Genomic DNA, 14,460 nt, shown 5'->3' with positions numbered 1-14,460 from the left:
GACAGTGTAGATCAAACACGTTTCCGCGCACTAATCCTGAATCCGCCGGGCAAAGCGGTGGTAAAACGGGGTCTTGCTATGCTGATTTTTCGGCTGGTACTCGCCCGTGATGATGGGGATGTACATGACCCGTCGCCGACTAGCCGCTCCCTCATACGGCGACTGCTCGACGCGGTGCCATAGGCTACCGTTGTGAATGGTCAGGTCGCCCGCTTCAATATCGAAGCCGACTTCGCGCGGGTCGGGGCGGTGGTCGATGAATTGCCGTTTGCGGAACAGCGTCAGTAACGGGTGTTGCTTATGTGTGCCGGGCAGTATGCGTAGCCCCCCGTTTTCCTTTGGGCAGTCGTCGAGGTGTAGCCCCACGTTCAGCATCGGCCGGATGCGGTGGCCCATGAACAGATCGCGCGGACTATCGGTATGCCAGCCCATGCGCGAAAAGTTCGAGTCGGGTGTCCGTACGTAGTGATTTACCACCAGCCCGTCTTTCTCTTCGGGGCTGATGCGCCCGTCGTAGGGCCCCAGTAGCTGCGTTAGTTGCTGCAACCGCTCGTCGGCCAGGAAATCGGTCAGGATCGGGCTGAACAGCGAGGTAAAGGCGAACCGCTGCACAATCCGCCGACCGGTTTCGTCGTGGCCGAACTTAATGGGCGTCCCGTTGATCTTGTCGACCTTTTCGGCCAGCCAGTTGGCTTCGATCCGCTGAATCTCCCGAATGAATGCTTGTACCCGCTGCCGGTCGACAAATTGTTTGATGTGAACGAAGCCGTTCGTATTGAAAAAATCAATCTGCTCACTGGTAAGCCCGTAGGCGGTGAGCTGCGTGTTAGTCTCGATCGTTCCCAGCATTTACTTTTTCAGTTAGGCACGCAGTCGGCGCGCGTTGAACATAGACAGGTACTACCTGGCCCCTTCTGCACCCCGTCCGGCAGAGCCGCAAGGAGATGACTAGAGGTACTAACTATTTACTATATAGATTTTATAGTTTTATTGCGTGCAGTATGTACACCCGATGGCAGTCAACTTTTCAGGTAGGCATGGGCTGAACGCTGCCGTACAGGTACTGGAAGTAGTACCGACTGATACGGGACTGATACGCCCACCACGACAGCCCACCGACATACGCCAGCACGATCAGCAACTGTACACCCGAAACCGCGTAAATCAGCCCCCACAGCACAACCAGCCGGGCCAGTTCGAGGTGCAGTACCCAACGGCGCTGTTCGAGCAGGGCACCCATATTGATGAGCGTCAGCAGCACGAACGTCGCTACCAGCACCTGAGCCCAGCCGGGTACGTAGCGCTCCATCAGCAGAAACGCGAACAGCAGCACCAGCACGCCCGCCAGTTGCCCAACGACGTAGCCCCGGAACTTACCCCGGTTTACGGTCGCCGGAACCTGTTGCAGAAACCGGCTTTCCAGTTCAGTCCGAATCCCCGCATCGACCCCGTCGGGGCGACCGAACAGCAGCCTGAGCTTAGCCATGATCCCGGGGGTACGACGTACCGCCACAACCAATTCGAGCAGGAAATGAAACTGCTGCCAGAGAAAACTGTAGCTGTTCAGCGGCTTGGTAAGCCCGTAAACCGGCTCTTCGTCTTCCTCGGCGAAGGTGCCGAACAGCTTATCCCAGAAAATAAATACGTCGCCGTAGTTTTTGTCGAGGTACTGCGGATTTACGGCGTGGTGAACCCGGTGGTGCGACGGCGTCACCAGCACGTATTCAAGCCAGCCCAGCTTACCCACCGTGCGGGTGTGCAGGAAGAAAGCGTATAGCCCATGCACCAGCAGAATGCTCACAACCATACCCGCCGGAAAACCAATGATGGGCAGTACGCTCCAGAATCCCGTCCGGACGATGGCCTGAAAGACCGTAATCCGGGCCGAAACGGTGTAGTTAAAATCTTCGCTTTGGTGGTGTACCACATGAGCCGCCCAAAACAGGCTGATTTCGTGCCCCAGTCGGTGATACCAGTACCACACAAAGTCTGTCAGGATCAGCAGGGCCACCCAGCTCCAGACCGTCGCCCGGATGTCGAACAGGGCGAAGCGCTGGTGTAGCCAATCGTAAAACACATAGCTGGCACCGGCGATAAACAGATCGAGCAGGCGCTCGGCGATGCCCACGTTGAGGTTGGCTACCGATTCGTTAAACCGGAAATACGTCTTTCCCTGTACCGTCGATACCCAGTACTCCAGCCCGATCAGGACCAGGAAAAGCGGTATTGCGTAAGCCAGCCAGTTGAGTTGCATAGTCGCTCGGATTAAACTAAAAACTACGATTCCGCACCCCCACCGTCAGGGCGAGGTTGCTGACGAAACCGACAGACGCGGTCCATCGAATCGTGGCCGATAAATGACTCATTTCAGGTCGTACCAGCCGGTTTTGAAACAGCCTACTCCCCGCTCCCGGAGAAAAAAACGAATAGTCCCGGTGTTAGGTAGACTATCAGTACTTTTAATCTATTGATCTAGTAGGTTTTGCAAAGAAACGGGTATTCTAATCTTCCATCCAAATAGTACAGTATAATTTTTTTGTGAATGCGCCGTTCCGTTCAACGGTCGGCAGTAGCGAGCAGTTACTACGTCTACGCGGCTTTACCGGTAGATTTTGCCCTTGCAACCGAGCCAGCAAATGGCGATTTCAGCGTCGATCAACGACGTAAAGAGGCCACAGAGCCCAGATTCAGCTTATTTCCTTACTCGGCAAGCCTGCCTGACCGGGTCGGCAGATGAAATCTCATACCCCACACCCGCGCACATCATCAAGACTTCTCATCCTGCTACCAACTGCACAATCGCCCGAGTCAATTGACTTTTACCAATAAACCGCAGCCATCGAGAATCGATAGTCTGCGGTTTGGTGACAAAGATCAAATGAATAGGGCGAGTCAGTGGGTACATTCATCGACCCGTCGTTTACTCCACTTTCAGTTGACGCTGAACCGTGGCGACTTCAACGGGGGTGCGCAGCTCGATGTACTTGACCAGCCGCCCATTGGCCGTTTTCAACTCCAGTTCATAAGCGCCATCGGCCAGTTGATCGACGTCCATTACCAGCGTCGCTCTGGTTACTTTCCGACGAACGTATTCGGTAAACACCGCGCTTTGCTGACCAACCGGCCGCAGATTGATCGTTAGGCGTTCCTGGTTCGTTTTGTCGATGGAGAGTCGAATCTTGTGGGCTTTGGTTACGTAGGCACTGGCCTCAAACGAAGTCGGTTCAGCCGGTCGATCGACGGGCGATGCTACGGGTGCAGCCAGTAACAGATGCAGGGCGATAATGGGTTTGATAAAGATGGTTGTCAGTAGCGTGTTCATACTAAAGTGAGTTGGGGATAATTGATTACGTGAATTAATCACCGTATGCCAACTACTATGCCACAACAATCAACAAGCTGATTATCAATATATTACAATCTTTTCAAACGCAACTCTTGTCCGCTCCCGTACAATAGCTAGTCCATTCCCGTACAAACCGGACGCGGGGCCGGTTTCGCTGCGCCTTCGGACGATCGTCGCGCAAACAACTCATCGATCCGCCCGGCTACGTCAGCGGCATTCCTGGTCTGTGACGGTTGCCGCATCCGTGTGGTTTTGGTGGTGGTTCTCTTTGCGGCTTTTTTCGGCAAACAGCGGGTCAAAATCGGGGCTTTCCGTACGCATCCACCGATCCCAGAACGTGAAAAACAGTCCGTAGTTGTAGCGAAACTGACTGTGGTGCAGGCTGTGATGCGTCGCGCCGATCAGCCATTTGCCCAGCCAGTGCCTGTTGAACGCGTGCGGGTAAATTTCCGTGTTCAGGTGGTTGATGGCCCCGGAGACCGTCATAATCATCAGAATCAGCACGATAGCCGTGCTGTGCAACGGCAGGATAAACGTCAGCACAGGCAGCAGAATGGCTTGCAGGGTGCTCTCGATGGGATGAAAGGAGAAGGCGGTCCAGGGAGAGGTTGTCAGGCTGTCGTGGTGGGTTTTGTGCACCCAGCGGTACACGCCCGGTTTGTGCATCCAGCGGTGGAGCCAATAGTAGTAGGTTTCCTGCAAGAGAAGCACCAGACCGATACTCAGCCCGTACCACACCAGGCCGTACTCGTGCAGGTCCGTGTAAATTCTGGTATAGCCAGCCTGAAACGCGATCAGGACACCCAGCCCGATACCGGCGAAAATGACCGAGGTAAGCGCCGACCACCCGATTTCCCGCCAGTGCTGATCTGCCTTTGGCCGACGTGCCTGAATGGGTGGGCGGGTGGGTGGCCCGTCTGTCGCTGGCTGCGGAAAGAGCCAGTTGAACGCGAGCGAAAACAGAACGTACCGGCCGAAAACGACCAGAAAGAATAGCAGCGCGGTAAGGCTGAGCGTGGCAAACGAACAAGACTGAATCATAGCCTATTTAGCAAGGTACGGCTGCCCGAAGGCAGATGGTTGGGGCGAAGGCACTGCCGCTGCCCGGTTTTTTAACGACTTCCGATCGGGCGGGGCCGCTCAGGTCGAGCTAAGTATAGCCCCAGGTATTCCCGGTTCAGGCGGGTGCTGCTTTCTAACAATACCGACGCCGGACACTCGATGGCGCAGGCCACCGTAAATGAGCAGGATCCGAAGCCTCCGAGCATTTCCAGAAACGACATATCGGAGTCTAGTCCGGCCAGTTGGTAGGCAACCAGTTTGCCGGGTGCACTCGTGCTTTTCTGACGCCATAATTTCAGCGTTACATCCATATCGGTTTGGTTTTAAAGAGTCAGGTTACAGCTAACTACGAATGGTCGGCGCAAGGGGTTACCAAGGTCTGGCAACTAATGAGACAATGGGCCAGGGCCCGTTTACCGATAGCTCACTATAGCTGACCCACCCCGAACATCGACCACCCGATGCCGTTAAGCGGACACTCTAAACCGACTGTGCTTATGTACCAATGAATTACCGGGGGCCGCAACGGGTCCGGCTGACCGACAAGCAATACCCGAAATCCTGTATCCAGAAGATGTAATGGTTCGGGTGGCGCGCTCCTGCACCCGTATGCTGGCAACGTACCCGATACGCGGGTGGGCACAGCGCGTTTACGCCTGCTCCAGCCCCGGCAGGCTGATTGTCACCGTCGTTCCCTGATCGACTTGTGAGTCGATCACCAGCTCACCCTGATGTAGTTCGATAATTTTCTGGGTGATCGCCAGACCGATACCGTAGCCGGGAACGCCCTCCACGTTGTTGCCCCGGTACAGTGGGTCGAGCACGTGAATAGAATCGGCTTTGGAGATGCCCCGCCCCTGGTCGGTGACGGTGATGTTGATCTGCTCGTTTGTCAGCGTTAGCTGAACCGATACGGCGGCCTGTGAGTATTTGCAGGCATTGTCGAGCACATTCAGAAACGCCGTTGTGAGCAGCGTCGCATTGCCCAATATGGTAAACGATGTCTCGTCTTCGGCGTCGAAATGCAGGGGCAAACTCCGGCCCGGGTACTTGGTCTGCACCTGCCCGATCGCCGTTAGCAGGCAGTCGTCGACCTGTATATCGCTCAGCGCCACACCCCCGTCGGAAACTTTAGCCAGGCTCAGCAGGCCGTTGGTCAGGCTGATGAGTTTCTTCAGTTCTTCAACGGCCACCTCCATGCTATCGCGCCAGTCGACCGGGTTCTGATCGTAGCGCAGCGAGGTTTCCAGCGTACCCAGTGTGTTGTTGAGGGGTGTCCGGAGTTCGTGCGACGCATGAGAAACAAAGCTGCGCTGCGACACAAACGCGTCTTCGAGCCGGAACAGCATCCGGTTGAATGTCATGGCTAACTGCGCGATTTCGTCCTGCCGATTGCCTTCGTTCACGCGTTTGTGCAGGTGCGTTGCCGTGATCTGTTCTACCTCATCGACAATCTGCGAGATGGGCTTGAGCACCCGACCGGCGAAATACCAACCCGCCAGCACGATCAGCGCAAAACCCAGCAGGTTGGCCAGTAGCAGGATCTGCTCCAGCGCCGTCAGTTTGGCGAAACCAATCCGGTCGTAGCCCGATGCGAAGATGTAAAACTGCTGCCCCCGGTCGCGGAACGGAATCACGATTGACTCGAAATGACCACTGCGAAACTCGAACAGCGAATTGGTCGCCAGCAGCGGAATTTTCTCTTTGTAATAGTCTGATTCTTTGAGGGTTCGGTTGGTGAAAACCAGGTTATGATTGCTGTCGTAAATACTGATCTGCTCATCAACAATCGTCAGCAGATCGGTACGAACCATGTTCTTGAAAAAGTCGTCGTGCAGGTGCCGCCGGGAGATCAGCACCCGCCCCGCCACGCGCGCTTTCGACTCCAGCCGACTGTAGAATTCTTCCTGCCGATAGAGCGAATAAAAGTAAATCACCACCAGCGACAGCGTGATCTGAATGGCGATGGCCAGCCCGGTGAAAATGATTGTCAGCCGATTCCGAATAAGCATACGTAGGCGGTGTCAGCTCTCGCGCAGCACATAGCCCATACCGACGATGGTATGCAGCAGTTTGGGCGAAAAATCTTTGTCGATCTTCTTGCGGAGGTAGCTGACGTACACGTCGATAACGTTGGTGTTGCTGTCGAAATTCAAATTCCAGACCCGTTCACTGATGTCGATGCGCGAAATAACCTTGCCTTTGTTGAGCATCAGGTATTCCATCAGAGCGTATTCGCGGGTGGTCAGGTCGATGCGTTTCCCCGACCGGGTCACGGTTTTGGTATCCAGATTCAGCTCCAGATCCGCCAGTTGCAGAATCTGTTTCGGCTTGTTGTGGTTCCGGCGGGTCAGCGCCCGAACGCGCAGCAGCAGCTCCTGAAACTCAAAAGGTTTGGCCAGATAATCGTCGGCCCCAGAATTAAAGCCATCGGCCTTGTCGGTGATGCTGTCGAGCGCGGTCAGCATCAGCACGGGTACCGATTCATTGTCGGCCCGGATCAGTTTGCAGAGGTCGAAGCCGTTGATGTGCGGCAGGTTGACGTCGAGAATAATGATGTCGTATTCGTTTTGCCGAAACAGCGACAGCCCGGTACGCCCGTCGTACGCAATCTCGACCTCGTACCCTTCCGCCGACATCCCCTTTCGGATAAAGGTGGCGGCCCGCTCTTCGTCTTCAACTACCAGAATCTTCATCGACCATTCGTTAGCATCCTTATTCGCTCCGGCGAATTCGGCCGTCACAAAAATAGCCGTTGTTATGGTAAAACGTCCTACATACCAGTTGGGCGTTTTACCGTAGCAACGGCATAGTTGGTCCCTAAATCCCCTGAAGGGCAGGGCTGTTAAGTTTTGGTCCGTTTACCCCCCAGCCCCCTGAAGGGGGAGCTGTTCATTCGCGGAATGCTCCCCCTTCAGGGGGCTGGGGGGTAAACGGACCGGAGGAAATTTGGCAATTGCTACCGGAAGTAAGATAACTTAACAGTCCTGTCTATCAGGGGATTTAGGGGTAAACGAACGGCTCCCAACAACCTCTAATACCCCGGATTTTGCTTCAGCTGCGACGACACGTTGAGCACGTTCTGACCAATCGGGAAGATAGCCGTGTGGTTATCGGCGTCGGGTTGCTTGTCCCACCAGGTGCCGGTGTTGAACACACCCCAGCGAATCAAATCCGTCCGGCGACGCCCTTCGACCAGAAATTCACGGCCCCACTCGTCCAGCATTTCCTGATCGGTCAGCTGACTGCCGTCTGTCTTGTACAGGCTCGGCGAATTAGCCGGGTAGTTCCGCGCCCGAACCGTGTTGAGTAGCGCAGCCGCACCGGCTTTGTCGCCTGCCCGGTATTTGCACTCGGCCAGCGAATAGTAAATTTCGGCCAGCCGGATCTCCGCGTAGGCCGACGAAATCTTGTTTTCGTCGCTGCTGGGGTAGTACGGGTACTTCACCGGATACAGCCCCGAATTCTGATCGGCGTGGTTCATATCCGACGTTTTGTCGGCGATGCGGGTGCCCGGTTTAGCCGCCAGGAACATGCCGACCTGATCGCGGAAGAACAACGGGTACGGCCCTTTTGTCGAGCGCACGGTGTCGACCCGGCCGCTCGAATTGGTGTACGGCAGGTAGCCCTTCAGGAACATGCCTTCCCGCTTGCTGTTGCCCAGATTCTTGTACGTTTTCAGCCGCACGTCATCGCCGTATTTGCGGAACTTGATGTACGGCTTACCCAGCGCAAAGCTGTATTCGGTGCTGTCGACGTCGCGGCCAGGCTGTATGGCGTATTTGGGGTTAGCCGTGCCGAAATCCGTAAAGCCGAAGTAGAACGTCGCATTGACGGGCAATTGCCAGAAATACATCCCGCCGTCGTACTGCCAGTGGGTCAGGCCGAAGCTGCCGGGGAAGCCAAATACCGTTTCGGGCGAAGTCGAATTCGTATAGTCGAAGGGGGCGTCCCAGCGCGATTCCAGCGCGTATTGACCGTATTTACCCGCCAGCATGTCGGTGCATACCGTCGCGCAGTCGGCGAAATGGTCGGTGCCGGTGTACACTTTCGCGTTCAGATACAGCCGGGTCAGCAGGGCCGCGGCTCCCCCCTGCGTCCAGCGGCCGATGCTGTTGGCACCCAGACTCTGGCGCGTCGGCAGGTTCGGCAGTGACTCCTTCAGTTCCTGCTCGATGTACGAGAACGCTTCTTGGGGCGACACCTGCGGACCACCCTGCGTTTCGCCCTTCACTTTCTTCACCAGCACGATATTCCGGTACATATCGAGCAGGCGGATGTTAAACCAGGCGCGCAGCGTGCGGAGTTCGGCGATCATTCCGTCGAGTTCGGCCTGCGTCATGCTGAAGCGGCTCGGGTCGGTGATGCCCTGCAAATCTTCCAGCGAGTTGGTCGCCAGCGTAACGCCCCCGTAGAGCGCGTTCCAGGCGTCGCTGGTGTAGCCGTCGTTGGGCGTCCAGGTGTGGTAATGCACGCGCTGGTACTGCCCGCCGTCGAACCAGTCGCCCTGCCGGTTGGGCGTCATCAGTTCGTCGGAGCTGTTCTCCTGCAACATATATGTCGAGCCGCCCTGTATCGACCAGTAGGCGTGCTCGAACGCCCGCAGAAAATCGCGGGTGACGTCCTGTCGGGTTTGCAGAAAGTTTTCCGACGTAATGCGGTCGTACAGGACTTCGTCGAGGTTGGTACAGCCCGCCGTCAGCAGCAGGCCAGACAGCCCCAGCGTTCGAAGCAATGTTGGAAAAAATCGATTTCGGTTCATGATATGTCGAGTGGGTTTAGAACGTGAGTTGCAGCCCCAGCAGCAGTTGGGTTGTTGATGGGAAATAATTCAGCGTGCCGACGGTATTGCCATTATCGACACGTTGATTGATACCTGGGTACAAGCCATTTGTCTGCACCAGATCAGGGTCGCCACCGGTGTATTTGGTAAACGTAGCCAGGTTGCGGGTCGTCGCGTAGATGCGGGCCGACCGTAGGTACTTGACGTTGAGCGGCTGCGTGTAGCTAAGCGTGATATTATCGACCTTCACGAAGCTACCCGGCTCCAGAAAGTAATCTGACAAGTTTGAATACGTGGCCGGGTTAGTAAGCTTCGAGTACTTACCGCCGTCGTAGGCCGACTTGAGCGTGTTGGCGTTCTGCTGCGTGGCGGGCGTACCCAGATAGAAAGCGTAGGTGTTGAAAATCTGGTAGCCGAAGGTGCCGCGCAGAAAGACCGTCAGGTCCCACTTTTTGTAGCTGAAGTTGTTCGTCAGACCACCCGTGAATTTAGGCAGACCGTTGCCGATGAACTGGCGGTCGTCGTTGTTGGCCTGATTGCCTTGCACCACAGTCCCGTCTTTTTTGTACACCAGCAGCGCCCCGTTCTCATTGACACCCGCCGACCGCAGGGCGTAGAAACTACCGATCCGGGTGTTTTCCTGCAACCGCTGCACATTGCCAGGGCTGCCCGGCGCGGGCATCCCAAGCACGTCGATGTACGTCTGCCCCTGATACGCTTCGTTGGAGAAAGCCACGAACTTGTTGCTGTTGGTAGCCCCGGCAAACGTCAGGTTGTAGCGAAAATCCTTACCCGTGATAATCGCTGCGTTCAGCTGAATCTCCAGCCCGGAGTTCTGCATCGTACCCACGTTGGCGAAAGTCGACCCCTGAATGTTGGGCGGGTTCGGCACTGTGTAACTGCCGAGCAGGTCTTTGTTGGTACGGACGTAGTAGTTCAGGCTACCCGTCAGGCGGCTGTTTTTGAACAGGTCAAAATCAAGGCCGACGTTGAAATTGATCGCTTTTTCCCAGCGCAAATCGTAGTTGGTGTTCTGGCTTGGTCCCCAGACCTGATACGACGAACCGTTGTAGAGGTAGTAGCCGTAGCCGCTGTAGGTGTCGAGCGAGAGATAATTACCGAAGTCCTGGTTACCCGTTACACCGTAGTCGGCCCGCAGTTTCAGCTCGTTCAGCCAGCCGGTGTTCTGCGCGAATTTTTCCTGCGTAATCCGCCAGCCGACTGATGCCGCCGGGAAATACCCCCACTTGTTATCGTACCCGAACTTCGACGACCCTTCCCGACGCACACTGGCCGACAGGTAGTATTTCTGATCGAAGTCGTAGTTTACGCGACCAAAGAACGCGATCAGTTTTGAGCTGTTCCGGTACGAACCGACGTTGTTGATACCCGCCTGCAAATTCCACAGACCCGTACCCAAATTGTTGTACGTCAGCGTGTTCGACGGGAAGTTTTCGTTCCCGGCGTTGAAGCCCGACGAGGTAAACAACTGGTACGAATACCCGCCCAGCAGCTTCACCGAGTGCTTACCGGCGTCGAGCGCATAGTTGCCCGTCCACTCAAAGCTTTTCTGGTCGTTCTCGTCCAGCGACTGCGAACCCGAGTTCCGGCCCGACCCGTTGACCACCGTTGTCAGCGTCGACGGGGTGAAGCCGAAGTTGCGGAAGGCCGAACTAACCTCGCCCAGCGTCACCAGCGTCGAGAGGTTGTCGAGCAGGTTCAGTTTAAACGACGCGTTGATGTCGAGGTACTTGATCTCGCTGCCCGACAGCACACTTTTTGCCTGTTCGACCGGGTTGTTAGCGAAGAAACCCGAGGTGATGTAGGCGTACTTGCCCGTATTATCGAAAATGGGCTGCGTCGGGTTAAGGGTCAGCGCGTAGTTGAAGCCGCTGTAGTCGGCGTTGCTGGTTTTGGCGTAGCGTGGGGCCGCCGAAAACGTCAGCGCGTACAGGTTGTTGGCCGACGTATGGTTAATGTTAACCCGCCCGCCGTACTCCTGCTTGGCCGACCGCAGATCGACGCCGGTCGCGTTGCGGTAGTCGAGCGAAGTGAAGTAGTTGGTCTTGCCGTTGCCGCCCGAAAACTGGAGCGTATGCTTCTGCGAGAACGCCGGGTTGCGACTGACGGCTTTCATCCAGTCGGTGTTGCCACCCAGATCAACACCCCGGTTGTTGGCCAGAAATTCGTCTTTCGACAGCACCGACAGCTTGTTGGTAATGAAATCGAACGAACTGTAGCCGTCGTAGAAAATTCGCGACTGATCGGAGCCTTTTTTTGTCGTGATGACGATGACGCCGTTGCTACCCCGCGTCCCGTAGATGGCCGATGCCGCCCCGCCTTTCAGCACATCGATCGACTCGATTTCGTTCTGATTGATGTTGTCGAGGTTGCCGCCCGGAATACCGTTGATGACAAACAGCGGCCCCAGCCCGGCACTACGCGAAGACACGCCCCGCAACTGAATGCTTGGCGTCGAGTTCGGATCACCAGCCGCCGTGTTGGTAATCGACAGACCGGCCACTTTGCCCTGCACCGCCATCAGCGGGCTGTTGCTGCCCACCCGCAGCAGATCGCCCGACGACAGGTGCGTAACCGCACTCGTCACTTCCTTGCGGTTCAGCGAACCATAGCCCACGACCACGACTTCGTTGATCGACTTGACGTCGGGCTGTAGCTGCACGCTGATCGTGCTTTGATTACTCACCGCCACCTCCTGCGACGCGTAGCCGACAAAGCTGAACACCAGCGTCTGTGGTCCGTCAGGAATCGTCAACCGGTACGTGCCCGACGCATCGGTAACGGCCCCGCGATTAGAGCCTTTCACGGCGACGGTAACACCCGGCAAGCCCGCCCCCTTCTCGTCGGACACTACCCCGGAGATGGTCTGATCGGCAACTACTTCGATAGACTCACCGGCTTCGTTGAGCTGAATCGTCATCGCTTCCGATACCGTCCGGGCCAGAATAATCTGCTCGCCAGCTACGGTGTAGCTCACCTGAAGGGGCGTCAGCAGTTTATTCAGCACGTCCTGCAAAGTACTGTTCTGCACACGCAGCGAAATAAGCTGCCGGGCCCGAACCACCTGCGGGCTGTACGAAAATTTGACCTTAGCGGTCTGCTCAAGCGTGCGTAGTACCGATTTGATGGATTGGCGCTCGATGGACAGACTAATGCGCCGACTTAGCAATTCGGGGGCGGGCAGGTCGGTGGCCTGCGTCGCCCGCGCCCATTGTACCAGCAGCAACGCGACTACCAGCACGATTCGCCTGTAGACGGGCAAATAACAGCTTATTTGTTCCATTGATTTACTTGGTTGAGTTTAGGAATAGACCCGGCGTACCGGGGAACTGGACACGAAGAAAAGGGGGCAATTCAGTTGTGAAGGTGTATTCGGCTATTGACAGGTACCGCCGTTGATAACGACCTGACCATCGACCATGTCGTAGGTGGCCCCGACCGTTGCGCAGATGATGCGGAGCTTACTGGCAAACGACTCATCGACCAGCGACGCCGTCAGCTGGCAGCTCGCGAGAGCGTCTTTGTTGTAGCGGATCTCGATACCGTAGGCATCCTGCAAGTCCTGAATCACCTGCGGAATCGGCGTGTCGCTATAGGTGAATGCGGGCGTCGCGGTTCGTTCACGGCTGGACGGGCGCACCACGATTTGCGGCAGATCAACGATCTGCTTGATGAACTGATCGGATTGCCGGTTGAACACAACCTGCTGATTCGGCAGCAGCAAAACGCCGTGTTGTTTGTTGGCCGTCTCCGCCGGTTTGTTCTGGTAAACAGCCACCTGCCCCGACTGCACCTGCACGTGTACGCTGCTCTCACCCGTATAGGCCCGCACGACGAAGCGGGTGCCGAGCACTTTGGTAACGACTTCGTTGGCGTAGACCAGGAAGGGTTTGGCCGCGTTCTTCGTCACGGCAAACGTGGCTTCGCCGGAGAGGTAGACCGGGCGATTTTTCTGGCCAAACGTGCGCGGGTAACTGATCCGGCTTGCCGGTGCCAGCTCAACCGTCGACCGGTCGGGTAAGGTGATTTGCTGAACCGCCTTCGTATCGTTCACGAATTCGCTGACGGGGTCGGGCTGCGCGGCTAGCTGCTGCGTATAAATCGAGACCGGGCGGCTATACCACCACAGGCCGAAGCCAGCCACGAGCAGGACCGAAGCCGCTGCCACCCACCAGACCCGGCGCAGGGGCCGGACAATCGGGTTGGCTACGGGCGTATGCTGCGCGTTGGTTTGCTGAATGCGGGTCAGCAACTGCCGGATGGTATCGTCTGGCAGTTGGGTATGGGCGTAGTCGTACAGCCCCGCTTCGATGGCCCGAACCAGCCGTTCGGCCTGCTGCCAGGTATCCCGGCAGTGCGGATGATTCGCCAGCCAGTCGGCCCAGAACCGGTTCGACTGATCGGTGGGCGCCAGCAGATGATCCACGAAGGCATCATCCAGCAAGAAGTCCGTTGTGGTAAAGGTGTTGTATGCAGGCTGCACGGGTTGTGGGTTATATCAATAGATGACGAAACCCGCAAAATGTACTCACTAAACCCAAAAAAATAGCTGAAAAATTAAAGAAATGCTGATTATCAATCGCCTTAGCTTCTCTACAGCCCTAAACACCAGATTCTTCGCCGACTGCTGATTGACGGCCAGTACTGCTCCGATCTGATCGTAGTTCATGTTTTCGACGAAGCGCAGTTTCAGGGCTTCCTGCTGCCGGGGTGGCAGTTGGGCAATCAGTCGTTGCAGCCGCTGCTGCTGATTATCGGCGGTTTCCAGCGCGTCGAGCAAGTCCGCGTCGGGTTCGGCCCACAGCGCGTCGTAATCCGTTTCGAGCAACGGCGAGAGGGGTCGCTCCTTTCGTTCGAGCAGGTGCATGATGCGATTCTTGAGCGCCCTCAACAGGTAGTACCGGATGTTGTCCGGGGTACTCAGCCGGGTACGCTTCGCCCACAGCTCGGTAAATACGTCGTGGATACAGTCGAGCACGAACGATTCCGACACCGCGACGAGACTCATGCCGTATCGGTACATGGCTTTGATGTGCTGCTGATACAACTGGGTATACGCACCTTCATCACCTGCCTGAAACGCCTGCCAGAGTTCTTGTTCGTTCACTATCATTCACTGTTACTAGTCACTAACTAAGCCCCAACTGGTGGGTGCCCAGTATAGTAAAACGCACAGGCAGGCTATTCTTTAGTTGTAGCGAGGATTTTTTTGCGAATAGGTGGATTGTCTTGAACTGTGATTGTCTTG

Annotated in this window: 11 protein-coding genes; all 11 read right to left on the bottom strand. The window is 56.2% G+C overall.

The features are described 5' to 3' along the window. Positions 1 to 30 precede the first annotated feature (30 nt). Positions 31 to 849 (bottom strand): phytanoyl-CoA dioxygenase family protein, encoded by an 819-nt coding sequence (locus HH216_RS16015; RefSeq protein ID WP_169551724.1) that lies wholly within the window; start codon positions 847 to 849, stop codon positions 31 to 33. Positions 850 to 1,027: 178 nt separating this feature from the next. Then, positions 1,028 to 2,254, bottom strand: coding sequence for a sterol desaturase family protein (locus HH216_RS16010; RefSeq protein ID WP_169551723.1), 1,227 nt, complete (start codon positions 2,252 to 2,254; stop codon positions 1,028 to 1,030). A gap of 666 nt (positions 2,255 to 2,920) precedes the next feature. Further along, positions 2,921 to 3,322 (bottom strand): hypothetical protein, encoded by a 402-nt coding sequence (locus tag HH216_RS16005; protein WP_169551722.1) that lies wholly within the window; start codon positions 3,320 to 3,322, stop codon positions 2,921 to 2,923. A gap of 231 nt (positions 3,323 to 3,553) precedes the next feature. After that, positions 3,554 to 4,387 carry a sterol desaturase family protein gene (locus HH216_RS16000; protein WP_169551721.1) on the bottom strand — a complete coding sequence of 278 codons (834 nt, stop codon included), beginning with the start codon at positions 4,385 to 4,387 and terminating at the stop codon, positions 3,554 to 3,556. Between the two features lie 71 nt (positions 4,388 to 4,458). Further along, on the bottom strand, positions 4,459 to 4,719 hold the full coding sequence (locus tag HH216_RS25505; protein ID WP_174842693.1) for a hypothetical protein: 261 nt from the start codon (positions 4,717 to 4,719) through the stop codon (positions 4,459 to 4,461). A 339-nt stretch (positions 4,720 to 5,058) separates the two neighbouring features. Next, positions 5,059 to 6,420 (bottom strand): ATP-binding protein, encoded by a 1,362-nt coding sequence (locus tag HH216_RS15990; RefSeq protein ID WP_169551720.1) that lies wholly within the window; start codon positions 6,418 to 6,420, stop codon positions 5,059 to 5,061. 12 nt (positions 6,421 to 6,432) lie between these two features. Further along, positions 6,433 to 7,104 (bottom strand): response regulator, encoded by a 672-nt coding sequence (locus HH216_RS15985; RefSeq protein ID WP_169553405.1) that lies wholly within the window; start codon positions 7,102 to 7,104, stop codon positions 6,433 to 6,435. 338 nt (positions 7,105 to 7,442) lie between these two features. Then, a complete protein-coding gene (locus tag HH216_RS15980; protein WP_169551719.1) occupies positions 7,443 to 9,170 on the bottom strand; it encodes a RagB/SusD family nutrient uptake outer membrane protein in 1,728 nt (575 codons plus the stop codon). A gap of 16 nt (positions 9,171 to 9,186) precedes the next feature. Further along, the gene (locus HH216_RS15975; protein WP_169551718.1) at positions 9,187 to 12,495 is read right to left on the bottom strand and encodes a SusC/RagA family TonB-linked outer membrane protein; all 3,309 of its coding nucleotides are present in this window, start codon (positions 12,493 to 12,495) and stop codon (positions 9,187 to 9,189) included. Positions 12,496 to 12,588: 93 nt separating this feature from the next. Further along, positions 12,589 to 13,695, bottom strand: a complete 1,107-nt coding sequence (locus HH216_RS15970) for a FecR family protein (protein WP_169551717.1) — start codon at positions 13,693 to 13,695, stop codon at positions 12,589 to 12,591. 48 nt (positions 13,696 to 13,743) lie between these two features. Next, the gene (locus HH216_RS15965) at positions 13,744 to 14,319 is read right to left on the bottom strand and encodes an RNA polymerase sigma factor (protein WP_408641736.1); all 576 of its coding nucleotides are present in this window, start codon (positions 14,317 to 14,319) and stop codon (positions 13,744 to 13,746) included. Positions 14,320 to 14,460 lie beyond the last annotated feature (141 nt).

The organism is Spirosoma rhododendri (assembly GCF_012849055.1).
Lineage (GTDB): Bacteria > Bacteroidota > Bacteroidia > Cytophagales > Spirosomataceae > Spirosoma > Spirosoma rhododendri.
This window is presented reverse-complemented; position numbering and strand designations above follow the sequence as displayed.

Coding starts and splice junctions, on each gene's coding strand:
- HH216_RS16015 (WP_169551724.1), bottom strand. CDS start 849: ATGCTGGGAACGATCGAGACTAACACGCAGCTCACCGCCTACGGGCTT.
- HH216_RS16010 (WP_169551723.1), bottom strand. CDS start 2,254: ATGCAACTCAACTGGCTGGCTTACGCAATACCGCTTTTCCTGGTCCTG.
- HH216_RS16005 (WP_169551722.1), bottom strand. CDS start 3,322: ATGAACACGCTACTGACAACCATCTTTATCAAACCCATTATCGCCCTG.
- HH216_RS16000 (WP_169551721.1), bottom strand. CDS start 4,387: ATGATTCAGTCTTGTTCGTTTGCCACGCTCAGCCTTACCGCGCTGCTA.
- HH216_RS25505 (WP_174842693.1), bottom strand. CDS start 4,719: ATGGATGTAACGCTGAAATTATGGCGTCAGAAAAGCACGAGTGCACCC.
- HH216_RS15990 (WP_169551720.1), bottom strand. CDS start 6,420: ATGCTTATTCGGAATCGGCTGACAATCATTTTCACCGGGCTGGCCATC.
- HH216_RS15985 (WP_169553405.1), bottom strand. CDS start 7,104: ATGAAGATTCTGGTAGTTGAAGACGAAGAGCGGGCCGCCACCTTTATC.
- HH216_RS15980 (WP_169551719.1), bottom strand. CDS start 9,170: ATGAACCGAAATCGATTTTTTCCAACATTGCTTCGAACGCTGGGGCTG.
- HH216_RS15975 (WP_169551718.1), bottom strand. CDS start 12,495: ATGGAACAAATAAGCTGTTATTTGCCCGTCTACAGGCGAATCGTGCTG.